Here is a 26,437-nt window from a genome sequence, read left to right on the forward strand (position 1 = left end):
TGGTGGGCGCGGACGGTTTCGAACCGCCGACATCTGCTTTGTAAGAGCAGCGCTCTACCCCTGAGCTACGCACCCGTGGATGAGGCAACAGATTACATGGCTCACGCCCCTGCCCGGCAATCCGGTTACGTGCCCGGACCGGCCCGGAGCCGGTGGGGTGGCGTGCGGGGGGTAACCCCACCCCGGAGAGGGTAGCCGTCCGGATCGTTCGCGGGGCGCGTCGTACATACCGTGGAGGCACACCGGCAGCGCTCTCAGGGGGATCCGATCGCCATGACTTTCCGTACCCGCACCCACACCCACACCCGCTCACGTACCGGGACGCTCGTCGCGGCCGCCGGTGGAGCCGCTCTTCTCGTCGTGGCCCTCAGCGGCTGCGGCAGTACGGACGTGGAGGGGGCGCCCGCCGAGCACAAGTCGTTCGCCTTCAGTGGGAAGACCCTCACCATCGACGCCGGCAACTCCTCGCTGGACCTCGTGCCCGCCGATGTGAAGGAGGTCGAGGTGACCCGACGTGTCGACGGGTGGGTCGTGCTGGGCAACGGTCCGGACGCCAGCTGGAAGCTGGAGGGCGACAAGCTGACGTTGAAGGTGAAGTGCGACGCGGTGATTAGTGACTGCGCCTCGCATCACCGGGTCAAGGTGCCCCGCGGCGTGGCACTGAACGTGAACGCGGACAACGGCAGGGTCACCGCGTCCGGGTTCGACACCCGGCTCGTGCTCGACTCCGACAACGGTGGGGTCGTCGTACGTGACTCGAGCGGGCCGCTGCGGCTCCAGAGCAACAACGGGTCCGTCGTGGCCGATGAGTTCTCCGGTCCGTCGGTGGTCGCCCGTTCGGACAACGGGTCGATCCGGCTCGGGGTCACCCGGGTACCGGACCTGGTCGACACCGTCAGCGACAACGGGAGCATCACCATCGACCTCCCGAAGGGCGGCGGGACGTACGCCGTGACCGCCGAGGCCGACAACGGTGACGTCTCCGTGGACGTACCGCGCAGCGACAGCAGCCCTCACGTGGTGAAGGCGCGCAGCGACAACGGTGAAGTCACCGTCCGAAGCGCGAACTAACGGACCCGTGTGTTCGTCCTTACCGGGTGGGAGAATGTACCGGGGACAGGGCGAATCGGCACGGGAGAGGGATGTGACGGCGACACACGCGCGGCCGCAGGCGAAAGCGAGTGGAAGTTCCGCCGTCAAGGACGTCCTGGTGCTGATGCTGCTCCCGGTGCCCCTGATCGCCGCCGCACTGCCGGCCGCCTTCGCGGGCGGGGGCACGCGGCGTTGGTTCGGCGGGCGCGGTGAGAACGAGAGGGCCGACGCCCAGGCGGCGAAGGACGCGGCCGCGGCGGCGTTCTACGAGCTGGACACCGCCCAGCGGGATCTGCAGATCTCCATCGAGACGATCATCGCGGTCGACAGTTCGCCCCGTGCTCGCAAGGCGGCGGAGGACTTCGCCGCGCTGGGCAGGCGGATCGACGAGGTCAGCCACGGGTACATCACCGCGGTCGACGCACACGACCTCGACCGTGACGATCTCGAACCCGCCGCCGCGGCCGGTGCCAGGACCCAGCTGACCCGGGCCAAGGACGAGCTGGTGCGGGTGAAGGGCGAGCTCGACCGCTTCGCCGCGGGACTGGGATCGCTGCTCGGCAGCGCTGAGACGCAGCTCGCCCGGCTCGCTCCCGCCGTGGAGCGCGCCCGGCAGGCGCTCCTCGGTGCGAGCAACGCGCTCGACGCCGTACGGGCGTCCGGGATGCGTGCCGATGATCTCGCCGCACGGCTGGCGGCTCTCGCGCCGGAGCTGACCAAGCTCAACCAGGGTGCCGGACGGCACGGCGTGGCCGAGACGCTGCAGCGCGCCGACCAGGTGCTGCGCGATGCCGAGGCGGTGCGGGCGGAGGCGGACCGGCTTCCTGAGCGGGCTGCCGAGATCGACCGCCGGCTCGTGTCGCTGCGTACCCGGGCCCAGGCGCTGACGACGCGCGCCGGGCAGGTCGAGCCGGTGCTCAGCGAACTGCGGCGCCGCTTCTCGGCTGCCTGCTGGCAGGACCTGCAGCCCGTGCCCGACCAGGCCGCGGTCAACATCCGGCAGGCGGAGGAGAAGCTGGCGGAGGCCGCCACGGCTCGCGACCAGCAGAGCTGGGCCGATGCGACCGCCCGGCTGAGTACCGTCCGGGCCCTGCTCAACGCGACCGACGAAGCGGTGTCCGCCGCCGGTGACCGGCTGCAGCGTCTGGACGCCGTGGCCAAGGATCCGCAGGTGGAGATCGACCGGACGCGGTTCGCGATCCGGGACGCGCAGCGCCTCGCCATGGCCGGCCGTCACACCCCCGATCCGCTCCACGCCCGCCCGCTGGACGATGCCGTGGCCCGGCTCGAACGCGCCGTCGCCGGGCTCGAGGGGCGTCACCCCGACTACTGGCACTTCCTGACCGAGACCGAGACCGTGCGGCGGACGACGGCCCGGGTGGTCTCGGCGATCCGCGAGGAGCGCGGCAGCGGCGCCTGAGGACCGCCGGGACCCGCGTGGCCCGAGATTTCCTACCTCAGGGCGGGACGGGTCCCGTCGCGTACCGCCGGTCCCGTCCGGCAGCCCCTGCCAGCAGTCCGATTTGTCCATGTTGGCCGGTGGGCCGATCCTGGAAGTACGCCACGGTTCCCGCTGGTGTGTTCTGGCCGCACGGGCCGAAGGAGGCCGTCATGGCCACTCATGTCCTGCATCCCACGGGCCGGCGCCGCAAGGCCACCCGGCTCGACGAGCATCTGCCGGTGGACCACCGGCTCAGCCAGGTCTACCGGGTGGGGGCCGGGCTTGCCGGGCTGTTCCTCCTCGCCTTCGGCATCCTGGGGCTGATCGACCGGATCGGCTTCTTCGACACCGGCGGCGACACGGTGGCGGGCCTGAGCACCAACGGTGCGCTCGGCGTGCTGTCCATCTGTGTCGGGCTGCTGCTGTTCGTCGGGATGGTGATCGGCGGGAACTTCGCCTCGACCCTGAACATGGTCCTGGGCATCGCCTTCATCCTCAGCGGCTTCGTGAATCTGGCCCTGCTGGACACGGGCCTCAACTTCCTCGCCTTCGAGATGCAGAACGTGCTGTTCAGCTTCGCGATCGGGTTGCTGCTGATGATGTTCGGTATGTACGGGAGGGTCAGCGGCGGTCTGCCGCACGACAATCCGTACTGGCGGTCGCGTCACCCGGAGCAGGTCATGCTCGAGGAGCGCCGCAGTCGCGTCCAGATGCCTGAGGTCACGCGGGTCACGCAGCCGCAGGTCACGAGGAAGAGGCCGTAATCTGGGGCCATGCCTCGTTACGAGTTCCGTTGCCGCCCCTGCGGCGAGACGTTCGAAGTCAGCCGTCCCATGGCGGAGTCCTCCGCTCCGGCCTCCTGCCCGGCAGGGCACGAGGACACCGTGAAGCTGCTCTCCGCCGTGGCTGTGGGCGGCTCGTCCGCCGGCGCGGCCGCCTCCGCTCCCGCACCGTCCGGCGGTGGCGGTGGCTGCTGCGGAGGCGGCTGCTGCGGGTGATCCCAGCGGGTCCGTACAGGTCCCAGCGGGTCCGCTCCGCGCAGGGGTGATCCCCGCGGGGTCCCCGCAGAAGGGCCCAGCGGAGCCCGTGCAGACAGAGTGACCTCTCGGCGGCCGGCCGCTCAGCGGCCCGTCCGCCGCGCCGACGCGCGCAGCAATCGGCTCAGGATCTCTTCACCCGCTGCAACGCCCCGCTCCCGCAGTACCTGGACGTTGGGCGCCCGCCAGCCGCTGTCCGCGAGTTCGCCGTGCCCCGGGCGCCAGGCGTGGTCGGCGGCGAGCAGCAGGTCGGCGTCGAGGAGTGAGTCTCCGGCGGCGAGCGTGGTCGTGGCGCCGCAGCGGCGGGCGACCTCGTTCATCGCGGCGCTCTTGGTGAGCGGCTTGGGGACGGCGTAGATCTTGCGGCCCTGCAGGGAGACCGTCCAGCCACGGGGGTCCGCCCAGGCCGCCAGCTCCTTCACCCAGCCGTCGGGGAGGAGTGAGCGTTCGACCACGAGGTACGCGAAGACGTTCTCGGCGACCCGTTCCTTGAGCAGCCAGGCGGGATCGGCCGTGGCGACCAGGTGGGCGCGGACCTCGGCGAGCGTGGCGCATTCGTCGGCGAGCCGGCGGGCGACCTGCGTCTGCCAGTCCGGGTCGGAGACTCCGTCGACCAGGATGTGTCCGCCGTTGGCGCATATGGCGTACCGGGGTGCGGGGCCGGGAAGGTGGATGCGTCCGTACTGCTCACGGGTCCGGGTGGTGGTCGGTACGAAGACGGTGCTTCGGGCCAGTTCGTCGAGCAGTGCGGCAGCTTTCTCCGTCATGTAGGAGAGCGGCTTGTGCCCGTAGACCTCGACGCAGAGCAGTCGTGGGGCCTCCGCGTCCGGCATGGACAGCTGGAGGGCCGCGGCCGAGTAGATGAGGGTGCGGTCGAGGTCGCTGGCCACCAGCGTCACGGGCGCGCTCACTGTCCCGTCACCGCCTTGCCGTCCGCGCCCGTGGCGCCCCGGGTGAACTTCGGGTGGATCAGTCCGACGCAGGTGTACGGGAGTTCACCGACCTCCTCGACGGGGACGCCGCGCTGTTCGGCGAGCAGCCGTACGTGGTCGAGGTCGCTGCCCGCGCCACGCTTGGCGAGGATCTTCCACGGCACTCGGCGCAGCAGCACACGGGTCGTCTCTCCGACGCCCGGCTTGACGAGGTTCACGTCGTGGATGCCGTACTCCTCACTGATCCGTTCGACGGCGGCCCAGCCCTCCCAGGTGGGGGCGCGGTCCGCGGCGAGCATTTCCTTGGCGTCGGAGTCCACCGCGTCGGCGACCTCGTCGAAGCGGGCGGCGACCGTGTCGAGGAAGAAGGCGGACACGTCGGAGTCCGCGAGTTCCCGGTAGAACTTCGCTCCGTGGAAGTCGTCGGGGCCGACGAGGTCGGAGCGCAGGACCGTACGGGAGATCAGTCCGGAGACCGTGGAGTTGAGGCAGGCGGACGGGATGAGGAAGTCCTCGCGTGTTCCGTACGTGCCGACGCAGCCGCCCGGGTCGGCCAGTACCGCGATCTCCGGGTTGAAGCCGTCGAACTCCTCGAGTGCGGCGGCCAGTTCACGGGTGATGGCGCCCTTGCCCGTCCAGCCGTCGACGAAGACGACGTCCGCCGGGTCGTGATGGGCGGCCAGCCAGCGCAGGGCGTTGGCGTCGATGCCCCGGCCCCGGACGATGGAGACGGCGTAGTGCGGCAGGTCGAGACCGTGCCGGTGCTGGGCCCAGCGGCGCATGAGGACCCCGACGGGGGTGCCGGCACGGGCGAGCGATACCAGCACGGGGCGGGGGCCGCGTTCGGCGAGCACCGTCTCGGTGACCGTTCCGACGGCTCGGGCGATACGGGCGGCCGAGGAGTCCAGGGCGGCCTTGAACAGCTCCTGGTACTGCGGGGTGGGCTGGTACTCGACGGGCAGCGATTCGGCGTAGTGCGCGCCACCGCTCTGTATCGCCTCCTCGCGTTCCTCCGTGGGGGCCTCCAGCACGGTGTCCGAGAGGTCCTGGAGCAGCCAGCCGACGTCGTCCGCCGCGTAGGAGGAGAAGGCGGGGCCCCGGAGGGGTTCGGGCAGCATGGAGGCTTCCTGCCTTTCGAGGGTGGACGGGAGGGCGGGCGGCGGGGTGTACGAGGGGACGACCGCCAGCAGGACCTGGTCCGTGTGCGCGGCGAGCCGGGCGAGCAGCCCGTCGGGGGCGTGCAGCGCCGCGGTGTCTGCGGCGGAGTCGACCACGGCCACGACGGCGTCGAAGCCGGCGCCCGCGACGTTGTACGCGTACCGGTCGCCGGGCCCGTCGGCGGGGTCGTCGTGGGCCGGGAAGATGAGGCGGGTGCGAATCGCGTAGCCGGGGTCGTCCACGGCGAGGACGGGCGAGCGGGTGGTGGTGGAGTACCGCACGTCGGCGGTGGTGGCCTCCTCCAGGGCGGTGCCCAGCCGCAGCGGCGCGTACATCAGCTCTTCGAAGCCGAGGACGAGCACCCTGCGGGCGTCGCCCAGCGCGTCGGCGATCCGGGCTGCCATGTCCGGCAGGGCTGCCTCCAGGGCCGCACGGTGCACGGGGGTGAATCCGTGGCGCCCGCCGTCGGGGAGTCCGTCAGGCCAGCCCAGCTCGACCCGTACGGGAGCGGGACGGGCACCGCGCGGGGCGGCCGCCCCGCCCGAGGGGGTCTCCTCGTGGGCGGCGACGGTGCCCGGGGCCTCCTCGTGGGCGGCGACGAGTGCGCGGCCCTTCTCCAGGACGCCTTCGGGCAGCCGTACGGTGCCGCGGGCGCGGGCGACCAGGTCGACCCGGGCGCCGATCTCCTCGGCGAATTCGGCGAGCCGCCCCTGGTCGGCCTCGGACCGCATGTCCACGAGGGTCACGACGACGTACCGCTCCCGGGGGTAGCGCGCGTGGAGGTCGCGGATGGTGTTGAGCACGGTGTTGCCGGTGGAGAACTCGTCGTCGACCAGGACGAGCGGTGTACTCGGGGAGTCCGCGGTCGCCGCGCCCGTCAGCAGGTCCGGGTCCTCGGGGAGCAGCAGATGGGACGTCGCGTGCGAGTGCGCCTCCTCGAAGCCGCCCGCCGGTGCGACGCCCGCGACGGGGCGCCGGGTCGAGTGGAGGTACGTGGCCACCCCGAGCCCGTCGGCGACGGCGTGGCCGAGGCCGGTCGCCGTTTCCGCGTACCCGAGGACGACGGCCCGCCGGGCCTCTGCCTCGCCCAGCAGGTCCCGCACCCGTTCCCCGAGCTCGAACCCCGCCCCGTACACGAGCGAGGGCCGCTGCGGCACATGCTTGCCCAGCACGTTCGACACGAGCAGGTGGGCCCGCTTCGGGTTGCGGCGCAGGGCGAGGCCCAGCAGCTCCCGGAGCTCACCGTCGCCGACGAGCTCGACCCCGAGCCGCTCGGCGACCCAGTCACCCGACCACTTCACGTCCACTGCCTCTTCTTCCGTTGCGTGCCCGCCCATGACCACTCAGTCCGCCAGACCCGCGGCCAGGAGCTCGACGAAGCCGACGTCCTCCTTGGCCACTCCGAAGACCTCGGCCCGCTGCAGGGTCCGCTCGGCCCAGGCGCGGTGGGGTTTCACTTCGTTCATCTTGTTCGTGTACGCCGAGCGCAGCACCCCGCCGCCGCCCCGTTCCGGCCGCAGGATGTCCTGCGCGTCACTGAACTCCTCGTGGCTCACGACCGACAGTGCGTGCACCGGCAGGACGTGGGAGGGGTGGATACAGGTCTTGCCGAGCAGTCCGTTGGCCCGGTCGAGCTCGATCTCGCGCAGCAGTCCGTCGAGGTCGTGCTCGATGAGGGCGGTGCGCAGCTCCTCGGCACGCCCCATGAAGGGGCTGCGGCGCAGCTGCGGTTTGAACATGCGCTCCTGGAGGCGGAAGTACTCCCACACCGGCCCGGTGATGGTGAAGCCGGTGCCGTCGGCCCGGCCCAGCACGTTGACGACGTCACCGATGACCGCGCCGACGATCTGGACGTCGTAGGCCGTCATGTCGGGGGCGCGGCGCAGACCGTAGGCGGAGCAGAAGTCCGTGACGCCGAGGCGCAGCGCGAGGACCCGGTCCCGGTACTTGTCGACGGTGCGGGCGATTCCGCGGAGGGTGTCGCTCCTGGTCTCCAGGTGCAGCAGCTCGGGCGACTCGAGGACCGGCATCGCGAACAGCCGGCACCCGCCGGCGGCTTCCGCCGCGGTGAGGGCCTCGAGGAACAGCTCTCCCCGCTCCTCCGTGAATTTCGGAAGTACAAAACCGGACAACAATCGGACCGAGTCGCCGAGGCGTTCCACGAGGTCGGAAATCTGTTCCGGCTCCCGGACCCTGATGAAGAGCAGCGGCAGTTCGACGCCCCGTGAATCAAGATCGGCAAACTGTCTGACGAGGTTCGCCTCGGCGCCGACGACTTCGGCGTCGTCGATCGAATCCTCCAGGCAGAGCACCATCGACACGACACCGCGCCTGCCCTGCTTGATCACGTCCTCGGCCAGTTGTGGCCGGGTCGCCGGGCTGTAGAGGGTGGCGCCGAGGGCCACCGACAGCATGCGGGCGGAGGACTCAGCGTTGAATTCGCATGGCTCCCGGAAGAACAGGCCCTCTCGGGCAGTGGGCGAGATGTGCCCGAAATGACGCATGTGATTCCCCCGTACTGCCTGACAGGCCGGACAACGTATGGCCGGTAATAGTACGTACGGACAGGTGTCGACAGTTCCCCAAGAGTATGAACTTCGGGTAACCCGGCCATTTCTCACACTCTTCGCGGAGTGTCCCCGCTCCGCCTGCTGACACCTCCCACCCGCGTGTTCGGCCCCCCGCGTTGTCCGGGAGGCCCACGAGCAGGCAGGATGACCGCCATGACGCACGCGATGCTGAAGGGCTCGAACGTCCCTCTCGACGCCATGGCTGTAAGGGCTGTGCTGCGCTGGACCCCGGGTGCCGGGGTCCCGGACGTGGACGCCTCCGCGCTGCTGCTCGGCGCGTCGGGCCGTGTGCGTTCGGATGAGGACTTCGTCTTCTACAACCAGCCCCGGCATCCCTCGGGCCTGGTGCGACGGCTGCCCAAGCGCAGTGCCGCCGGAGGACTGACGGACACGATCGAGGCGGATCTCTCCGCGCTCGACCCGTCCGTGGACCAGGTGGTCATCGCGGCGTCCTGCGACGAAGCGGCCTTCGAGCAGGTCCGTGACCTGCGGATATCGCTGTACGACTCCGCGTCCGCGGACGGCGATCCGCTCGCCGTCTTCGATGTGCGCGCGGAGACCGGCGAGGAGACCGCCATCATCTGCGGCGAGCTCTACCGGCGCGGCGACGGCTGGAAGTTCCGCGCGGTGGGCCAGGGGTACCCGACCGGCCTGGTCGGACTTGCCACCGCGTTCGGGATCTCGGTCGACGAGGCGGAGGCGGCCGCGGAGCCCGACCCGACCCCGCCCGTACCCGAAACCACCACGTCCGCGCCCTCGGCCGGGGTGTCCGGCTCCGACTCGCAGGCCACGGTCCAGCACCAGCAGCCCGCCTACGGGTACCCGCAGCCCGCTGCGCAGCCCCAGCCGGCCTACGGCTACCCGCAGCCCACCTCCGCGCCTGCCTACGGCTACCCTCAGCCAGCCTCCGCACCGCCCGCCTACGGCTATCCGCAGCCCGCGGCCGCGGCGGCGCACGCTCCCGATCCGGCGTTCGTGCTTCCTCCGCAGGGCCCGCAGTTCATCCGGTCCTGAGCCGGCGGCGCGGTCGCCCTTCACGGTGCTCACTCAGGCCCGCGTCTTGTAGCCGCGTCCCCATTGCATGCCGAAGCCGTACAGCCGGTCCAGTTCCGACTGGAAGCCGTACACGAATTTCACCTCGCGGCGCACGATCAGCTCGCCCTTGACGTTCTCCACCGTGAAGACGGCGCAGGAGCGGGCCTGCGGTGCCCGTTCGTCCAGCTCGATCTCGATCCGCGGGCCGTTGCCCGGATAGAGGGTCACCTTGGCGTGCGTGCGGTCGAAGGCCGGGGTCTGGTCGTAGATGTACACGAAGAACAGCAGCCGCTTGATCTCGTCCCGCTTGTCCAGGTTCACGAAGACCGTCTCGCCCGACGGTGCGCCGAAGCGGTCGTCGCCGCTGAGCCGGATGTACGGCGGGGCGTTCAGGTCGCCGATCAGGTTGCCCAGCGGCTGCACGACACCCTTGCTGCCGTCCGTCAGCTCGTACATGCAGCCCAGGTCCAGGTCGACGTTGACCACGCCCTGGGTGTGCGCCTGGACCACATCGGGGGTGAAGAGCTTCAGTGGGCGGAGCAGTCTGCCGCTCTGCCGCGACCTGCCCTCGATGTCCGAGGTGCGCATACGCCAGGAGAGGTTGACGCGCAGGTTCCCCGACAGGGCGCCCTGCTTGTTCAGTGAGACTGTGGCGTGCCGTTTGGAGAGCACGATGGAGTTCGTCGCGGCGTTGCCCGACTCGAACTGGTTTTCCCGCCCCGGCCACAGGCTGTCCCAGAAGGCCATCCCAACCCCCACATGTATCGGTAGAGCCCGACCCCGCACACGCCCCGAACGTCACTGCGGGGCGGCCACCGGGCCGGGTCCGGGTGTTCCCGGAGACCCGCCGCCGTGGGCCGCCCCGCAGAGAGAGCGTTCCTCAATCCCTACCGGGTCACACCCCGGAGGAGACTTCCGCCTTGGAATCGGAGCCGCCGCCGTCGCCGCCGGCCGCCTCGAGCGCCTTGTTGCGCCGCACCGAGGACCAGAAGGACCAGCCGATCAGCACGACGCCGACGAGCCCGGTGATGAGCTCGTTGATCTCGTACTGGATGGTGACGAGCAGGATGACGGACAGCGCGCCGATCGCGTAGTGCGCGCCGTGCTCCAGGTAGACGTAGTCGTCCAGGGTGCCCTGGCGGACCAGGTACACGGTGAGCGAACGGACGTACATGGCACCGATACCGAGGCCGAGGGCCATGAGCACGATCTCGTTGGTGATGGCGAAGGCGCCGATGACACCGTCGAACGAGAAGGACGCGTCGAGCACCTCGAGGTAGAGGAACATGAAGAACGCGGCCTTGCCGGCGAGGACGACCGCGGAGACCGGCTTGCCGGCCTTCCTGGCCTCTTCCTCGGCCTCGTGCTCACGCTCCTCCTCCTCCTCGAGCTTGTTCTCGAAGAATCCGGAGAGACCGCCGACGACGAGGTAGGTGATCAGACCGGCGATGCCGGAGAGCATGACGGTCTCCGCCTTGTCCGCGTGGCCACCACCGTGCTGGTGCGCGTGGGTCGCGAACGTCATGGCGGAGATCATCAGGATGATCAGCGCGACACAGACCGACAGCATGTCGACCTTGCCGAGCTTGGCGAGCGGACGCTCGATCCAGCGCAGCCACTGGATGTCCCGGTCCTCGAAAATGAAGTCGAGGAAGATCATCAGCAGGAACATGCCACCGAAGGCGGCAATGGACGGATGCGCGTCCGTCACCAGTTCCTTGTACCGGTCGGGGTCATTGAAGGAAAGATCAATGGCCTCGATGGGCCCGAGATTTGCACTGATGGCAACGATCACGACGGGGAAGACCAGCCGCATACCGAAGACCGCGATGAGCACGCCGATCGTGAGGAAGATCTTCTGCCAGAAGGCACTCATCTTCTTCAGGATTCCGGCGTTGATCACCGCGTTGTCGAAGGACAGCGAGATCTCCAGGACCGACAGGATCGCGACGATTCCGAAGGCCTGCCACCCCCCGTAGATCACCGCTGCGACCAAGCCGAGCGCGGTGACCGCGAACGACCAGCCGAAGGTTTTCAGGACCACTGGCTACCCCATCATGTATGTACGGGTCTCCCCCGACTGAGTACGGGGCTCCCCCGCGCCGTGCGCGGCTTTACGAAACGTTGACCCCGAAGTCTAGAGCGATGCCCCGGAGCCCCGACGCGTACCCCTGCCCCACTGCACGGAACTTCCACTCCCCGCCGTACCGGTAGAGCTCACCGAAGATCATCGCCGTCTCGGTGGAGGCGTCCTCGCTCAGGTCGTAGCGCGCCAGCTCCTGACCGTCCGCCTGATTCACCACGCGGATGAAGGCATTGCTGACCTGCCCGAACGTCTGGCCTCGATTGTCCGCTTCATGAATCGAGACCGGGAAGAGAATCTTGTCGCAGTGGGCGGGAACCTGGGTGAGGTTCACGATGACCGACTCGTCGTCGCCCTCGCCCTCACCCGTGAGGTTGTCGCCCGTGTGCTCGACGGAGCCGTCGGGGCTGGTGAGATTGTTGTAGAACACGAACCACTCGTCACCGAGGACCCGGCCCGACTGGCACAGCAGCGCGCTGGCGTCGAGGTCGAAGTCGGCTCCGGTCGTGGATCGTGCGTCCCAGCCGAGCCCGATCAGCACCTGGGTGAGATTGGGTGCGGCCTTGGAGAGGGAGACATTGCCTCCCTTGGCAAGCGTGACGCCCATGCTGTGTCCTCCCCGAGTCGATGGACGGTCATTCGAACGCACGACGCCCGTGGGAGGGGCGCGGCGCTCTGCCGAGCTGCGTCCGGCGCCGCACATCGTGCGGCGCCGGACGTGGTGGAGCCGAGTCGGCTCAGACGTTGACGCCGAAGTCCTGCGCGATACCGCGCAGACCCGAGGCATACCCCTGGCCGATGGCACGGAACTTCCACTCCGCGCCGTTGCGGTAGAGCTCGCCGAAGACCATGGCGGTCTCCGTCGACGCGTCCTCGCTCAGGTCGTAGCGCGCGAGCTCGCTGTTGTCCGCCTGGTTGACCACGCGGATGTACGCGTTGCGCACCTGGCCGAAGCTCTGCTGGCGGCTCTCGGCCTCGTAGATGGAGACCGGGAAGACGATCTTGTCGACGTCCGCCGGGACACCGGCGAGGTTCACCTTGATGACCTCGTCGTCGCCCTCGCCCTCACCGGTGAGGTTGTCACCGGTGTGCTCGACCGAGCCGTCGGGGCTCTTGAGGTTGTTGAAGAAGACGAAATTTCCGTCGTTGCCGACCTTGCCCTCGGTGTTCGTCAGCAGAGCGCTGGCGTCGAGGTCGAAGTCACCACCGGTGGTGGTACGGGCATCCCAGCCCAGACCGACGATGACCGCGGTCAGGTTCGGCGCGGCCTTGGTCAGCGAGACGTTGCCGCCCTTGCTGAGGCTGACTCCCACGAGTCCTCCAAAAGTGTTGAGAGGGCCGGCAGACACCAGCGCCCCCGTCGTGCGTTGGCATCGGATCAACGATTGGATCCTAGTGACCGGTTCCCTGCCAAAACAGGCTTTTGGCCGGGCGCCGCCAGGAGATCCGGGATCAGAGCGAGTCCAGCGCCTTGATGTAGTCGTTCAGGTCACGTGCGTCGGGCAGGCCGTTGACGACGGTCCAGCGGACCACGCCTTCCTTGTCGATGATGAAGGTGCCGCGCACAGCGCAGCCCTTCTCCTCGTCGAAGACGCCGTATGCCCGGGATGTCTCACCGTGCGGCCAGAAGTCGGAGAGCAGCGGGTACTCCAGACCTTCCTGCTCGGCGAAGACACGCAGGGTGTGGATCGAGTCGTTGGAGACGGCGAGCAGCTGGACGTCGTCGTTCTCGAAATTCGGCAGCTCGTCGCGGAGCGCGCAGAGCTCGCCCGTGCAGACCCCGGTGAACGCGAACGGGTAGAAGAGGAGCACCACGTTCTTCTCACCGCGGAAGTCGGAGAGCTTCACGGTCCGCCCGTGGTTGTCCTTCAGTTCGAAATCCGGAGCAGGCGTGCCGATCTCGATCGCCATGAAACGCATCCCTTCGCAACGTCACCACTGACCCGGACTGGCCCGTCCGGGTGATTCCCACCCTACGCAGGGCTCCCCGGCGGACCCGCGCAGGCCCGGACGGGCGCGTACGAAGGCCCCCGGCGGCGCAGTGCCGTCGGGGGCCTCGATGATGGAAAGAACGCTCAGCGCTGCTTGGCCTTGGCCCCCTTGGGGGTGACCAGACGGCTGCCCGTCCAGTCCTTGCCCGCGCTGATGCTCTTGGTCTGGGCGAGACCAGCTGTCTGGGCAGCCTCGTTGATGTCGCTCGGTTCGACGTAGCCGTCGCGGCCGGTCTTGGGCGTCAGCAGCCAGACCGCCCCACCGTCCTCGATCAGACCAATGGCATCCACCAGCGCGTCCGTAAGGTCGCCGTCCTCGTCGCGGAACCACAGCAGGACGACGTCAGCGACGTCGTCGTAGTCCTCGTCGACGAGTTCCTGGCCGATTGTGGCCTCAATGCCCTCACGGAGCTCCTGCTCGACGTCGTCGTCGTAGCCGATCTCCTGGACCACCTGTCCGGGCTCGAACCCAAGCCTCGCGGCCGTGTTGGTCCGTTCCTCCGCGTGGTCCGCGGTCGCGCTCACGGGTTGCCTCCTGATCATGTTTCGGAAAATGCTTCAGCCACGCGCGTGCGCGGGGCATTGGCCGTAGTCCACACGGGCTCGGCGAATCGCGCAAGTACCCGGCGTCCGAGACCGCCTAAACGGTGACGTTCCCTGCCACGTCGCCGCAACTTCCGGCATGTCTCCTGCGGGGCCGGCGATGGTGTCCGGACCCTTTACGTCCTTACTCAGCTTATGCCGTTTCGGTCCGCCATTCGGAGTCGAACAGCCTTTGGGAACACATGGCCGGGTTGGGCGTATGGTTGCGGTTTGGGCCGGAGCGCCCTCGTGCCGCCGATACTCGTGCCCGGACCCGGCGTCCGGGAACCCTGTGTTACCCCACAGTAGAGATGACGTTTACGCCCTCGCGGTACACGATGGAGTCGGCGTACAGCAGACGCCCCGGGGGTACGTTCCCCCGCAACCAGGCCCCGAAGAGCACCACCGAACAGCGAAGGAACAGCGTGGCTTCCGGATCCGATCGCAATCCGATCATCATTGGCGGCCTTCCGAGCCAGGTCCCGGACTTCGATCCAGAAGAGACCCAGGAATGGCTCGACTCCCTCGACGCCGCCGTCGACGAGCGAGGCCGTGAGCGGGCCCGTTACCTGATGCTCCGGCTCATCGAGCGCGCGCGGGAGAAGCGCGTGGCCGTGCCGGAGATGCGCAGCACGGACTACGTGAACACGATCGCCACGAAGGACGAGCCGTTCTTCCCCGGCGACGAGGAGATCGAGCGCAAGGTACTCAACGCGACCCGGTGGAACGCCGCGGTGATGGTCTCCCGCGCCCAGCGCCCCGGGATCGGTGTCGGCGGCCACATCGCCACCTTCGCCTCCTCCGCCTCGCTCTACGACGTGGGCTTCAACCACTTCTTCCGCGGCAAGGAACAGGGCGACGGCGGCGACCAGATCTTCTTCCAGGGGCACGCCTCCCCCGGCATCTACGCCCGCGCCTTCCTGCTCGACCGGCTGAGCGAGACGCAGCTCGACGCTTTCCGCCAGGAGAAGTCGAAGGCGCCGTACGGGCTGTCCAGCTATCCGCACCCGCGGCTGATGCCGGACTTCTGGGAGTTCCCGACCGTCTCGATGGGCCTCGGCCCGCTCGGCGCGATCTACCAGGCCCGGATGAACCGCTACATGGAGGCGCGCGGCATCGCCGACACCTCCAAGTCGCATGTGTGGGCCTATCTCGGTGACGGCGAGATGGACGAGCCCGAGTCGCTCGGCCAGCTCTCCATCGCCGCCCGCGAGGGTCTGGACAACCTCACCTTCGTGGTCAACTGCAACCTGCAGCGCCTCGACGGCCCGGTGCGCGGCAACGGGAAGATCATCCAGGAGCTGGAGTCGCAGTTCCGCGGCGCCGGCTGGAACGTCATCAAGCTGGTCTGGGACCGCACCTGGGACCCGCTGCTCGCGCAGGACCGCACGGGCATCCTGGTCAACAAGCTGAACACCACGCCGGACGGCCAGTTCCAGACGTACGCCACCGAGACGGGCGCGTACATCCGTGATCACTTCTTCGGTGACGACCCGCGGCTGCGCGACATGGTCAAGGACATGTCCGACCACCAGATCCTGCACCTGGGGCGCGGCGGCCACGACCACCGGAAGGTCTACGCGGCGTACGCGGCGGCCAAGGCCCACAAGGGCCAGCCGACGGTGATCCTGGCGCAGACGGTCAAGGGCTGGACGCTCGGACCGAACTTCGAGGGCCGCAACGCGACCCACCAGATGAAGAAGCTCACGGTCGAGGACCTCAAGCGTTTCCGCGACCGGCTGCACATCCCGATCACGGACAAGCAGCTGGACGAGGGCTACCCGCCCTACTACCACCCGGGCCGCGACTCGGAAGAGATCCAGTACATGCACGACCGCCGCCAGGGTCTGGGCGGCTACGTCCCGACCCGCGTGGTGCGTGCCAAGCCGCTCCCCCTGCCGGACGACAAGGCCTACGCGACTGCGAAGAAGGGTTCGGGTCAGCAGTCGATCGCCACCACCATGGCGTTCGTCCGCGTCCTGAAGGACCTCATGCGGGACAAGGAGATCGGCAAGCGCTTCGTGCTGATCGCGCCCGACGAGTACCGCACCTTCGGCATGGACGCCTTCTTCCCGAGTGCGAAGATCTACAACCCGCTCGGCCAGCAGTACGAGGCGGTGGACCGTGACCTCCTCCTCGCCTACAAGGAGTCGCCGACAGGCCAGATGCTGCACGACGGCATCTCCGAGGCGGGCTGCACGGCCTCGCTGATCGCCGCAGGTTCCGCGTACGCCACACACGGCGAGCCGCTGATCCCGGTGTACGTCTTCTACTCGATGTTCGGCTTCCAGCGGACCGGCGACCAGTTCTGGCAGATGGCCGACCAGCTCGCGCGCGGCTTCGTGCTGGGTGCGACCGCCGGCCGGACGACGCTGACCGGTGAGGGGCTCCAGCACGCGGACGGACACTCGCAGCTGCTCGCCTCGACGAACCCGGGCTGTGTCGCGTACGACCCGGCGTTCGGGTACGAGATCGCGCACATCGTCCAGGACGGTCTGCGCAGGATGTACGGCGGGACCCCCGAGGAGAACGAGGACGTCTTCTACTACCTCACCGTCTACAACGAGCCGATCCAGCACCCGGCCGAGCCCGCCGATGTGGACGTCGAGGGCATCCTCAAGGGCGTGTACCGCTACCGGAGCGGCGAGAAGGGCCAGATCCCGGCCCAGATCATGGCGTCCGGCGTAGCGGTCCCGTGGGCGGTCGAGGCGCAGCAGATCCTCGCCGACGAGTGGAACGTGAAGGCGGACGTCTGGTCGGCGACCTCCTGGAACGAGCTGCGCCGCGAGGCCGTGGACGTGGAGCGGTACAACCTGCTCCACCCGGAGGAGGAGCAGCGCGTCCCGTACGTGACGCAGAAGCTCTCCGGTTCCGAGGGGCCGTTCGTGGCCGTCTCGGACTGGATGCGTTCGGTGCCGGACCAGATCTCGCGCTGGGTGCCCGGTGCGTACCAGTCGCTGGGCGCCGACGGCTTCGGCTTCGCGGACACCCGTGGGGCGGCGCGCCGCTTCTTCCACATCGACGCGCAGTCGATCGTGCTCGCGGTGCTCACGGAGCTGGCGAAGGAGGGCAGGATCGACCGTTCGGCGCTGAAGACGGCGGTCGACCGGTACGCGCTCCTGGATGTGGCGGCGGCCGACCCGGGCCCCGCCGGCGGCGACGCGTAACGGCGCGGAGCATTGCGTGAAGGGCGGCGGGACCTCACGGTCCCGCCGCCCTTCGGCGTTCAGTTCTCCCAGATCTTGAAGGCCCTCACCGTGTACGGGGAGCGGGGCACCCAGGTGCCGCCGCCCGGGTAGGTCTCGAACTCCCCGGTCTCCTCGCACTCGGCCGACTGGTAGGTGGTGACGGGCCGCCCGGTGCGGTTGACGAGGGCCTGCGCGCTGTCGGCGGGCGGCAGCGGGACGCAGCTCTCGATGTCGACCGTGGACAGTTCGTGGGTCTGCCTGGCCCCGGTGAAGTCAGGTTTCGCCCAGAGGCAGAGCTGGCCCGCCCCGCAAGGTGCGAGCCCCGCCGGTGAGGCCTGCGGGGCGCTGCGTGAGCGCCCCTGGTCGGCCGGCCCGTGGTGGGCGGCGGGTACGGCGCCGGCAGGAGCCGTGGCCGGGACGAGCGCGGTGGCCGCCAGGGCGGCGGCGAGAACGGTCGTACGCATGGTGGATCAACCCCCGTGGTCGAGCGAGCCGGAGTGGCTCGGTGTCCGCACTCTGACCTGCGGGGCAGTGCGCCGGGAAGGGGTGGGACGCCGGACCACCCTGATAGGCGACAGCCCCGCCGGAAGGGTCCGGCGGGGCTGTCGGGTGCGCTGTGTTGACGCCTCGGCGCAGGGGGCGCGCCGGGGCCGTGCGGGATCAGATGTGGCCGGCTCCCGCGCCCGCCCCTGCATTCGCACCGCGCTTGGTGAGCATGGCGACGAGGCCGGCGAGCACGGCGACGATGCCGGCGACCATGAACGCGGAGCTCATGCCCGACACGAACGTGTCATGGGCGACGCCCGCGATCTTCGCGGCGATCTCCGGCGGGGTGCCGGGTGCCACCGGCGGCATACCGACCTTGACGGCCGAGGACGCCTGCTCCAGCTGGGCGGAGTTCACCGGCGGGAGTTCCGCGGCCTTCCAGTTGTCACCGAGCTTCGCGTCGACCTGGGAGGCCATGACGGCACCCAGGACCGCCGTACCGAGGCTGCCTCCGACCTGCATCGCGGCCTGCTGCAGTCCGCCCGCGACACCGGAGAGCTCCAGCGGGGCGTTGCCCACGATGACCTCGGTGGCGCCGACCATGACCGGTGCGAGGCCGAAGCCGAGCAGCGCGAACCAGAGCGACATGGTCAGGGTGCCGGTGCCGATCGTCAGCTGCGACATGCCGAACATGGCGATCGCGACGGACGCCATGCCGCCGACGAGCGGCACGCGCGGGCCGAACCGGGTGATGGCCGCGCCGGCGAGCGGCGAGCCGACGATCATCATTCCGGTCAGCGGCAGCAGGTGCAGACCGCTGTCGACCGGGCTCATGCCGTGGACGTTCTGCAGGTAGAAGGTGACGAAGAACAGCCCGCCCATGAAGGCGAAGGCCATCAGCACCATCAGGATCACACCGGCCGAGAGCGGCACGGAGCGGAACATGGCCAGCGGGATGAGCGGCTCGCGGACGTTCTTCTGGGAGAGCGCGAACACGATGAACAGGACCACGGCGGCGCCGAGGAAGCCGAGGGTCTTGGGGTCGCCCCAGCCCCACTCGGAACCCTTGATGAGCGACCAGATCAAGCAGAACATCGCCTGCGACAGCAGCACGATGCCGCCGATGTCGAAGGACTTGGGCGCGTTCTCGGCGCGGTGGTCCTTGAGGATCACCAGACCGAAGACCAGCGCGAGCACGCCGACCGGCACGTTGATGAAGAAGACGGACTGCCAGCTGACGTGCTCCACGAGCACACCGCCGAGGATGGGACCGCCCGCGGTCGAGGCGCCGATCACCATGCCCCAGATGCCGATCGCCATGTTCAGCTTCTCGGCGGGGAAGGTGGCGCGCAGCAGGCCGAGCGCCGCGGGCATCAGCAGGGCGCCGAAGAGGCCCTGCAGCACGCGGAAGACGATCACCAGCGTGACGCTGTCGGCGAGGCCGATGGCCGCCGAGGCCGCGGCGAAGCCGGCGATTCCTATCAGGAAGGTCTGGCGGTGGCCGAAGCGGTCACCGAGCTTGCCCGCGGTGATCAGGGAGACCGCGAGTGCGAGCATGTAGCCGTTGGTGATCCACTGGACGTCGGCGAGCGAGGCGCCGAGGTCCTGCTGGATGGCGGGGTTGGCGATCGCGACGATCGTGCCGTCGAGCGCAACCATCATCACGCCGATGGCGACGGCGAAGAGCGTCAGCCAGGGATGGCCGCGCAGTCCTTTCGCCGGTGCGGGAACGAGGGTGTCTTCGGGCTCCCGCGGCGCCTTCTCGACTGTGGTCTGACTAGTCATGCCGGGAGATTATGTCAGCGGCTGACAGTTGACAAACCAATTCACAAGTCAGTATCTGTCACGTAGCTCACAGGTAGGCTGATCAGGTCAAAGCGATAGAAAGAGGACTCCTACGTGACACGCAGGCAGACATCCGGGGCCCCCGCATTCGCGGCTCCGGTCGGGTTGCGCGAGCGCAAGAAACAGCGCACCCGCGAGGCTCTGCTGCACGCCGCTCTGGAACTCTTCACCACCCAGGGGTACGACCGGACCACCGTCGACGAGATCGTCGACGCCGTCGAGGTCTCCCAGCGCACCTTCTTCCGCTACTTCGCGAACAAGGAGGCGGTGGCCTTCGCCGTCCAGGAGATGGGGGAGTCGCACTTCCTCGCGGAGCTTCGTCAACGTCCCGCCGCGGAGGCCCCTTTCGAGGCAATGCGCCGGGCCACCCTGAACGCCTGGGACAGCATCGCCGACGCCCTCGAGGACGACGTCACCGTCGAACTCCACATGCGCACCTACCGGATGATCGAATCGACCCCCGTACTGCTCGCCGCCCTCATGCGGCGCAGCGTCGATCTGGAGCACCAGGTGGCGCTGCTGATCGCGGAGCGTGAGGGGCTGGACCCGGAGACGGACCCACGGCCCCGGGTGGCCGTCGCCGCGTTCTCCGGGGTGATGCGGATGACCGGACAGCTGTGGGGACAACGGCAGGACGCGAGTGCGGACGCGCTCCGGGCACTGACCGAGATGCACCTGGACCGCCTCGGACCAGCACTTGCCGAAGACTGGCGCACCGCTTAGGCGCACCGAACATCTGTGCCGCACGCCTCACCATCGCGGCATGTCCCAACTCACAATGCCCCGGCCTCATGACGTTTTCGGGGTGCCGAACGGGCTTCCGGCGCGCCGGAGCGTGGGCTCCGCACACACGGAGGGTGAGGTCGCGCCCCCGAATTCCTCGCAGCCGGGTGATGTGCGTCACCCCCCTCACGACGGCCTGTACGCGTCTCCTAGGGTGGGGCTCAGTGACTTCCTTCGACTCCTCCCCCACGCTCACCGCCTGGCGTGCTCTGCTCGCCGTCGCGGTGGTGTTCGTGATGCTGGCGACCACCGGGTGGACCGCCGTGCGTCATCAACACTCCCAAGCACCACGCGAGATCGCGCTCGCTTCCTGGGCCCGTGACCGGATAGCCGGTCACGCCCTCCCGGACACCGACGCGCCGCCGTACCGGCTGGCCCACTTCTTCGCCACGCTCACCGCGGGCCAGCAGGTCGCTCTCGCCGACAAGTACCCGCTCGTGGTGGGGAATCTGAACGGCGCCCCGGTCACCCTTCGCTACCGCGCCAACCGGCATGCGCTGGCCCTGGCCGAGACCGTGGAACAGCAGCGGACGCAGGACACCAGACTCTCGCCCGACGGCCGCCACCAGGCGGTGCTCCGGCTTGCCCGCTTCCGGTCGATGCTCGCCGGGGACCGGCAGATCCTCGCCTTCGACCCGTCTGGCAGGGGCCACGCCGCCGAGGTGTTCGGCGACCTCGACCGGGCGAAGCGGATCTCCGTGATCGTTCCGGGCGTCGACACGAACCTGCTGACCCTGGAACGCACCGGCCGCAAGAAGAACGCCGCCCCCGTCGGCATGGCGCAGCAGCTGTACGGTGCCGAGCGCGCGGCCCGTCCCGGGACCCGTACGGCCGTCATCGCGTGGGCGGACTACACCGCGCCCGCCGGTATCGGCATGGACGCCGCCCTGGGCGGACTCGCTCGCGACGGGGCGGTGCGGCTGAACGCGCTCGTGGAGGCACTGCCGGGCACCTCGGCCGTGTCGCTGTTCTGCCACAGCTACGGCTCGGTGCTGTGCGGGGTCGCCGCGAAGGGCGAGCTGCCCTCCAGGGTGTCCGACATTGCGGTCGCCGGCAGTCCGGGCATGCGCGCGGACAGTGCCGAGGCGCTGGACACCGGCGCCAGGGTGTGGGCGATGCGGGACGGCGACGACTGGATCCAGGACGTGCCGAACATGGCCGTGGGCGGGCTCGGTCACGGTGCCGACCCGGTCGACCCGGAGTTCGGCGCGCGCATCGTGTCGGCGAACGGCGCGGTCGGGCACAGCGGCTATTTCGAGCCGGGCACGGACAGCCTCAGCAACTTCGCCGCCATCGGCGTCGGGGCGTACGACTCGGTCAGCTGCGCGAGCACCGACCAGGCGTGCCACCGCGAGATTTCCGGTGATCCGGACGCCTGACGCGCGTAGAGAACGGTGAAAGGCCTTGCGGGGATTGCCTGTACCGAGGGGGGACGTGCGCGCCTGTGCCGCATACGATGAGGCACATGGGTGATGTGCTGGCCGGAATTCATGCCACCTGGGAGTTCGACACCGACTCCCTGCTCATCCGCTTCGAACGGGGGATCCGCACGCCGAGGCTCTTCCAGAGCCTGCGTGAACGCCGCATTCCGTACGCGGCGTTGTCGTCGGTGACGTTGACCCCGGGCAGGCGGGGGACGGTGGTCCTGCACGCGGTGCCGAGACCCGGCGCCGATCCGCTGCTGGAGGCTGCGGCGGGGCAGCTGAAGGACAGCTGCGACCCCTACCGGCTGGTGCTGCCCGCGGAACGCGAAACGCTCGCGGAGTACTACGCGGACGAGCTGCGGGCCCTGCTCGGACCGGACGCGGCGAAGCATGCCGACCGGTTCCTGGTCGCGGCTCCCGAGGCGCCGATGAACTTCAAGGCGTACGACGGGCGGGCCGGCTTCGACGGGGTCCGTGTCTCCTTCCGGTGGTCCTGGACGGGTGCGTCCAGCGCCAAGTGGAAGGCGGGCGACCAGACCTTCCCGGTGGCGGATCTCAGCGGCGTGCAATGGCGGTCGCCCGAGGCTCTCGAGGGCTACCTGCGGCTGGTGAAGCGCGGCACGGCCGGCGACGCGGACGAGGGCGGTCCGGTGCACGCCCTCGGGCCGGACACGGCGCAGGGCGCCCCGCATCCGGCCGTACCGCACATACCGGTGGACCAGGATCCGGCCGCCGTCGTCTTCGGCCTCGGCTACGGGCCGGTGCACGAGTCGCTGCCCTTCGCCGCGGCCGTGCTGGAATCCGTGCGCAGGACCCAGTCGGTGCCCGTCGCGGCGGCGGCCCCCGCCCCGGTGGGCGGCGTGCGGCGTGATCCGGCGGACATCGCCGAGCGGATCCGGCACCTCGGGGAGCTGCACCAGGCCGGTCTGGTGACGGACGACGAGTACAGCGTGAAGAAGGCGCAGCTGCTCGCGGAGCTGTAGGGACGAGCCGAGCGGCACGGAGCTGTGGGGGCGAGCCGAGCGGCACATGAGCGGGCGGAACTGTTGCGGGCGAGCCGGTCCCGGCCTTCGGGCGGAGCCCACCCCCTACCCCCGTACGGGGAACCCCGCCCCGCAACAGCACCAGGGTATGACGCCACGCACCGGCCCGCTGCCTAGGCTGAACGGGCGATGTCCACCTCCCCCGGTCACCCCGAGCCCGCCGACGGCCTGCTGAGCGCCGCCGGCCGTCATCTGCGCGGGTTCGCCCACGCGCTGTCCCACCCCTCCCACCCGCCGGTCCCGCTCCTCGCGGACGCCCCGAGGCGTCGGCAGCGGCTCGTGCCGTACGTGGCCGTCGCTCTCCTCACCCTCCTGTTCGTCCCCGTCACGTACAACGTCCTGGTCTCGGAATACGGCTTGGGGGGCGGTACGGCGGGGGTGCTCGCCGTCGCTCAGGCGGCACCGCTGCTGATGCTGGCGCACCGGCCGTTGCAGGCCTGGTGGATCGTCTTCGGCGCGGACGTCTTCGGCGCCCTGGTCCTGTTGCGGCCCACGGCCGTGGAGTTCGGCGTCCGACCGCTGCCGGCAGCGGTCATGGACCGGGCGGACACCATCTGGCCCTGGACGCCCCCGGTGATCATCGGCTACCTCTTCGTGCTGTTCGCGGTGGGCCTGCGCGAGCCCCGGAGGACCCTGGTGGCCGTCTGGCTGATGACGGGCGCGGCGGGCCTGCTGCTGCACGTGATCGCGCCCGACCGCAGCAACGGCAGTGCCGTGCTGCTGATCGTCCTCGGCGCGGTGGTGCTGGTCGTCGCGGCGGCGCTGCGGGAACGGGGCGACGCGCAGCGCAGGCTCGTCGAGCAGGAGACGATCAGTGAGGCCGAGCGTGCCGGGCGGACGCTCCTGGAGGAACGGACCCGGATCGCCCGGGAGCTCCACGACGTGGTCGCCCACCACATGTCCGTGATCACGGTGCAGGCCGACTCGGCCCCGTACCGGATCGGCGGGCTGCCCGAGGAGGCGCGCGCGGAGTTCGAGGCGATCGCATCGAGTGCGCGTGAGTCACTGACGGAGATGCGGCGGCTGCTCTCGGTGCTGCGCAGCGACGGTACGGACGGGGAACGGGCACCCCAGCCGGGGATCGCCCGGATACAGCAGCTGGTGGAGGCCACGGTGCGGTCGGGGCTTCCCGTGGAGCTCTCGATGGGTGGCCGGGTACCGAAGGCGGTGGGGGACGGCCTGTCCCAGGCCGTCGACCTGTCCACGTACCGCATCGTGCAGGAGGCCCTGGCCAATGCGGTCCGGCACGCGCCCGGGGCGCGCACCCGGGTCTCGGTCACGACAGCCGACGGGTACGTGACGGTCCTGGTCGTCAACGACCGTGCGCAGCGCCCCGGTTCGCCGCTGGAAACGGCCGGGACGGGGCATGGGCTGGTCGGGATGCGTGAACGCGTGCGGTTGACCGGCGGCACGCTGGACACCGGCCCGCTGCCCGACGGGGGCTTCCGGGTCGCCGCGCGGCTTCCGCTGTCCGGCCGTCCGGTCCCGTCGAATTCCCCGGCCTCGGAGGACTCTTGAGCATCCGCGTGATCATCGTTGACGACCAGGCCATGGTCAGGGCGGGGTTCGCCGCGCTTCTGTCGGCCCAGAGCGACATCGATGTGGTGGGAGAGGCGCCGGACGGTCTGCGGGGCATCGAGGTCAGCCGCAGTCTGCGCCCGGACGTGGTCCTGATGGACGTCCGGATGCCGGAGATGGACGGGCTCGCCGCGGCGCGCGAGCTGCTGTCCCCGTCCGCCGGGGAGTCCCACCGGCCGAAGGTGCTGATGCTGACCACCTTCGACGTGGACGACTACGTGTACGAGGCGCTGCGCGTCGGGGCCTCCGGCTTCCTGCTGAAGGACGCGCCGCCGGCCGACCTGATCTCCGCGGTACGCGTCGTGGCCGCCGGGGACGCGCTGCTCGCACCGTCCGTGACCCGTCGGCTGATCGCGGACTTCGCACGCCAGCGGCCGTCCGGAGCCTTCCGGAGCGGCCCCGCACTGCGGTTGCGGGGGCTGACGCCGCGCGAGACGGAGGTGCTCGAACTGGTGGCCCGCGGCCTGTCCAACCAGGAGATAGCGGGCCGGCTGGTGGTCGCGGAGCAGACGGTGAAGACACACGTCTCACGGATTCTCGCCAAGGCCGATCTGCGGGACCGGGCACAGGCGGTGATCTTCGCCTACGAGTCCGGACTGGTGACGCCGGGAGCCGCGGAGGCGTGACCGGGACACGTGCGTGCCGCGCCCCGGGCGCGCCCCCGCGCGGCGGCTACTCGCGTGCGGTCGAGGTGCTGCTCATGTCCGGGTAGCGGTCCCCCGCGACCTGCCCCGCGATGGGCTCCAACCGCGCCAGTTCCTGCCCGGTCAGGGTCAGCCGGGTCGCCCCGGTGTTCTCCAGCAGACGGCTGCGCCTACGCGTTCCGGGAATCGGCACCACGGTCAGTCCGTGTACCTCGGCGCGCTGCTGCACCCACGCGAGGGCGACCTGCGCGGCCGTCGCGCCGTGCGCCGCCGCGATCTTGTGGACGGGCTCCAGCAGGGCCGCGTTCGTCCTGGCGTTCTCGCCGGTGAAGCGTGGCTGGTGCTTGCGGAAGTCGCCCTGTGACAGGTCCTTGCCCGCGTCGGCGAACGCCCCGGTCAGGAAGCCGCGGCCGAGCGGCGAGTACGGCACGAAGGTCACTCCGAGCTCCACGGCCGCCCCCACGGCGCTGCGCTCCACGTCCCGGCTGAAGAGCGACCACTCGGACTGCAGGGCGGCGATCGGGTGCACGGCGTGCGCCTCACGGAGCTCCGCCCCGGTCACCTCGCTCAGCCCGAGCTGCTTGACCTTGCCCTGACGCACCAGTTCGGCCATGGCGCCGACCGATTCGGCGAGCGGGACGAGCGGGTCGCGGCGGTGCATGTAGTACAGGTCGATGACGTCGGTTCCGAGCCGGCGCAGGCTGTCCTCGACGGCCTGCCGGATGTACGCGGGATCGTTGCGCACCCCGCGGTAGTGCGGGTCGTCGGTCCGCTCGATGGCGAACTTCGTGGCCAGCGTGATCTCGTCGCGGTGCGCGGCGACGAAGGGGGCGAGGAACGTCTCGTTGGCGCCGCGCCCGTAGACGTCCGCGGTGTCGAAGAGGGTGACGCCCGCCTCCAGCGCCGCTTCCAGGGTGTCCCGGGCGGCTGCCTCGTCGGTGTCGCCGTAGAACTCGCTGATCCCCATGCACCCGAGCCCCTGGACGCCGACCCGGGGGCCGCCGCCGAGCTCCACGGTCGCGATCCGGCCGGTGCTGTTGTCGCTCATGTCCTCAGGGCCTTTCCGACGCCGCACGGGCGCCCGCATAAAAGTCGATCTTGAAGTCGAGCACGGCGAGGGTGTCCTGGAGCTCCGCGATCCGCGTCTTCACGTCGCGTCGGGTCGCCTCCAGGAGCTCCTGCCGCTCTTCGAACGTGTGCTCGCCCTCGCGCAGCAGTTCCGCGTACCTGACCATGTCCGCGACCGGCATTCCGGTCAGCCGGAGCTTGCCGACGAACGCCAGCCAGTCCAGGTCGCGGTTGCTGAAGCGGCGCTGGCCCGTGTTCGAACGGTCGACGTGCGGCATCAGCCCGATCCGCTCGTACCAGCGCAGGGTGTGCGCGGTGAGTCCCGTGAAGGCGACGACCTCACTGATGGTGTAGCGGTCCCGGCCCTCGGGGCGCGGATGCGCCTGGGGGGCCGAGGCGCAGGTCTCGGTCCGTGCGGATGTGCTTGCCATCACCGTCATACCCTCCACGCTAGAAC

Annotated in this window: 24 protein-coding genes and 1 tRNA gene; 11 read left to right on the plus strand and 14 right to left on the minus strand. The window is 69.8% G+C overall.

Annotated elements, in window-relative coordinates; all coding sequences use genetic code 11:
• Positions 1-75, minus strand: a tRNA-Val gene (locus ACFW9O_RS08805).
• Positions 76-273: 198 nt separating this feature from the next.
• Here ACFW9O_RS08805 and ACFW9O_RS08810 point away from each other — a divergent pair.
• The 4 genes from ACFW9O_RS08810 to ACFW9O_RS08825 all read left to right on the plus strand — a co-directional run bounded on the left by ACFW9O_RS08810 (position 274) and on the right by ACFW9O_RS08825 (position 3,531).
• Positions 274-1,071, plus strand: a complete 798-nt coding sequence (locus tag ACFW9O_RS08810; protein ID WP_384606658.1) for a DUF4097 family beta strand repeat-containing protein — start codon at positions 274-276, stop codon at positions 1,069-1,071.
• Positions 1,072-1,144: 73 nt separating this feature from the next.
• Complete coding sequence (locus tag ACFW9O_RS08815) at positions 1,145-2,512, plus strand: hypothetical protein (RefSeq protein WP_351168340.1); 1,368 nt, start codon at positions 1,145-1,147, stop codon at positions 2,510-2,512.
• Between the two features lie 191 nt (positions 2,513-2,703).
• Positions 2,704-3,297 (plus strand): DUF4383 domain-containing protein, encoded by a 594-nt coding sequence (locus ACFW9O_RS08820; RefSeq protein ID WP_384606661.1) that lies wholly within the window; start codon positions 2,704-2,706, stop codon positions 3,295-3,297.
• Between the two features lie 9 nt (positions 3,298-3,306).
• Entirely contained in the window at positions 3,307-3,531 is a 225-nt protein-coding gene (locus tag ACFW9O_RS08825; RefSeq protein ID WP_351168336.1) for a zinc ribbon domain-containing protein, read from the plus strand.
• A 122-nt stretch (positions 3,532-3,653) separates the two neighbouring features.
• Here the strand turns inward: ACFW9O_RS08825 and ACFW9O_RS08830 are convergent, their stop codons facing one another.
• The 3 genes from ACFW9O_RS08830 to ACFW9O_RS08840 are packed head-to-tail and all read right to left on the minus strand — an operon-like array spanning position 3,654 to position 8,164.
• Complete coding sequence (locus tag ACFW9O_RS08830; RefSeq protein WP_384607828.1) at positions 3,654-4,460, minus strand: HAD family hydrolase; 807 nt, start codon at positions 4,458-4,460, stop codon at positions 3,654-3,656.
• A 17-nt stretch (positions 4,461-4,477) separates the two neighbouring features.
• Positions 4,478-6,997, minus strand: coding sequence for a phosphoribosyltransferase (locus ACFW9O_RS08835; RefSeq protein WP_384606665.1), 2,520 nt, complete (start codon positions 6,995-6,997; stop codon positions 4,478-4,480).
• A 6-nt stretch (positions 6,998-7,003) separates the two neighbouring features.
• Positions 7,004-8,164, minus strand: a complete 1,161-nt coding sequence (locus ACFW9O_RS08840; RefSeq protein ID WP_384606666.1) for an HpcH/HpaI aldolase/citrate lyase family protein — start codon at positions 8,162-8,164, stop codon at positions 7,004-7,006.
• Between the two features lie 210 nt (positions 8,165-8,374).
• Here ACFW9O_RS08840 and ACFW9O_RS08845 point away from each other — a divergent pair, with 210 nt between their 5' ends.
• Positions 8,375-9,244, plus strand: coding sequence for a TerD family protein (locus ACFW9O_RS08845; protein WP_384606669.1), 870 nt, complete (start codon positions 8,375-8,377; stop codon positions 9,242-9,244).
• Between the two features lie 33 nt (positions 9,245-9,277).
• On the opposite strand, the gene ACFW9O_RS08850 is transcribed toward ACFW9O_RS08845, so the two are convergent.
• The 6 genes from ACFW9O_RS08850 to ACFW9O_RS08875 form a co-directional block, all read right to left on the minus strand.
• A complete protein-coding gene (locus ACFW9O_RS08850; RefSeq protein WP_384606672.1) occupies positions 9,278-10,012 on the minus strand; it encodes a Tellurium resistance in 735 nt (244 codons plus the stop codon).
• A gap of 148 nt (positions 10,013-10,160) precedes the next feature.
• Positions 10,161-11,309: a DUF475 domain-containing protein gene (locus tag ACFW9O_RS08855; RefSeq protein WP_384606675.1), complete on the minus strand. Its 1,149-nt coding sequence runs from the start codon at positions 11,307-11,309 to the stop codon at positions 10,161-10,163.
• 70 nt (positions 11,310-11,379) lie between these two features.
• A complete protein-coding gene (locus ACFW9O_RS08860; protein ID WP_329211423.1) occupies positions 11,380-11,955 on the minus strand; it encodes a TerD family protein in 576 nt (191 codons plus the stop codon).
• Positions 11,956-12,085: 130 nt separating this feature from the next.
• Positions 12,086-12,661, minus strand: coding sequence for a TerD family protein (locus ACFW9O_RS08865; protein WP_351168324.1), 576 nt, complete (start codon positions 12,659-12,661; stop codon positions 12,086-12,088).
• A gap of 139 nt (positions 12,662-12,800) precedes the next feature.
• Positions 12,801-13,259, minus strand: coding sequence for a peroxiredoxin (locus tag ACFW9O_RS08870; RefSeq protein ID WP_384606677.1), 459 nt, complete (start codon positions 13,257-13,259; stop codon positions 12,801-12,803).
• Positions 13,260-13,423: 164 nt separating this feature from the next.
• Positions 13,424-13,864 carry a DUF3052 domain-containing protein gene (locus ACFW9O_RS08875; protein ID WP_329211418.1) on the minus strand — a complete coding sequence of 147 codons (441 nt, stop codon included), beginning with the start codon at positions 13,862-13,864 and terminating at the stop codon, positions 13,424-13,426.
• A gap of 482 nt (positions 13,865-14,346) precedes the next feature.
• Between ACFW9O_RS08875 and aceE the strand changes: the two genes are divergently transcribed.
• Complete coding sequence (aceE, locus tag ACFW9O_RS08880) at positions 14,347-17,088, plus strand: pyruvate dehydrogenase (acetyl-transferring), homodimeric type (protein WP_384606679.1); 2,742 nt, start codon at positions 14,347-14,349, stop codon at positions 17,086-17,088.
• Between the two features lie 59 nt (positions 17,089-17,147).
• Here the strand turns inward: aceE and ACFW9O_RS08885 are convergent, their stop codons facing one another.
• Both ACFW9O_RS08885 and ACFW9O_RS08890 read right to left on the minus strand, forming a co-directional pair.
• Positions 17,148-17,573 carry a peptidase inhibitor family I36 protein gene (locus tag ACFW9O_RS08885; protein ID WP_384606682.1) on the minus strand — a complete coding sequence of 142 codons (426 nt, stop codon included), beginning with the start codon at positions 17,571-17,573 and terminating at the stop codon, positions 17,148-17,150.
• 196 nt (positions 17,574-17,769) lie between these two features.
• A complete protein-coding gene (locus ACFW9O_RS08890; protein ID WP_351168315.1) occupies positions 17,770-19,380 on the minus strand; it encodes an MFS transporter in 1,611 nt (536 codons plus the stop codon).
• 114 nt (positions 19,381-19,494) lie between these two features.
• Here ACFW9O_RS08890 and ACFW9O_RS08895 point away from each other — a divergent pair, with 114 nt between their 5' ends.
• The 5 genes from ACFW9O_RS08895 (at position 19,495) to ACFW9O_RS08915 (ending at position 24,894) form a co-directional block, all read left to right on the plus strand.
• The gene (locus ACFW9O_RS08895; RefSeq protein WP_384606685.1) at positions 19,495-20,163 is read left to right on the plus strand and encodes a TetR family transcriptional regulator; all 669 of its coding nucleotides are present in this window, start codon (positions 19,495-19,497) and stop codon (positions 20,161-20,163) included.
• 224 nt (positions 20,164-20,387) lie between these two features.
• Positions 20,388-21,602: an alpha/beta hydrolase gene (locus ACFW9O_RS08900; protein ID WP_351168311.1), complete on the plus strand. Its 1,215-nt coding sequence runs from the start codon at positions 20,388-20,390 to the stop codon at positions 21,600-21,602.
• Between the two features lie 86 nt (positions 21,603-21,688).
• A complete protein-coding gene (locus tag ACFW9O_RS08905; protein WP_384606688.1) occupies positions 21,689-22,630 on the plus strand; it encodes a DUF4429 domain-containing protein in 942 nt (313 codons plus the stop codon).
• Between the two features lie 189 nt (positions 22,631-22,819).
• A complete protein-coding gene (locus ACFW9O_RS08910; protein WP_384606691.1) occupies positions 22,820-24,208 on the plus strand; it encodes a sensor histidine kinase in 1,389 nt (462 codons plus the stop codon).
• Positions 24,205-24,894, plus strand: coding sequence for a response regulator (locus ACFW9O_RS08915; protein ID WP_384606694.1), 690 nt, complete (start codon positions 24,205-24,207; stop codon positions 24,892-24,894). The genes ACFW9O_RS08910 and ACFW9O_RS08915 overlap by 4 nt, the downstream gene beginning before the upstream one ends.
• 46 nt (positions 24,895-24,940) lie before the next feature.
• Here ACFW9O_RS08915 and ACFW9O_RS08920 read toward each other — a convergent pair whose 3' ends face one another.
• Positions 24,941-25,960, minus strand: a complete 1,020-nt coding sequence (locus ACFW9O_RS08920) for an aldo/keto reductase (protein WP_384606696.1) — start codon at positions 25,958-25,960, stop codon at positions 24,941-24,943.
• Positions 25,961-25,964: 4 nt separating this feature from the next.
• Positions 25,965-26,420 carry a MerR family transcriptional regulator gene (locus ACFW9O_RS08925; RefSeq protein ID WP_351168299.1) on the minus strand — a complete coding sequence of 152 codons (456 nt, stop codon included), beginning with the start codon at positions 26,418-26,420 and terminating at the stop codon, positions 25,965-25,967.
• Positions 26,421-26,437: the final 17 nt, after the last annotated feature.

It is taken from the genome of Streptomyces sp. NPDC059499 (genome assembly GCF_042749285.1).
Taxonomy (GTDB): domain Bacteria; phylum Actinomycetota; class Actinomycetes; order Streptomycetales; family Streptomycetaceae; genus Streptomyces.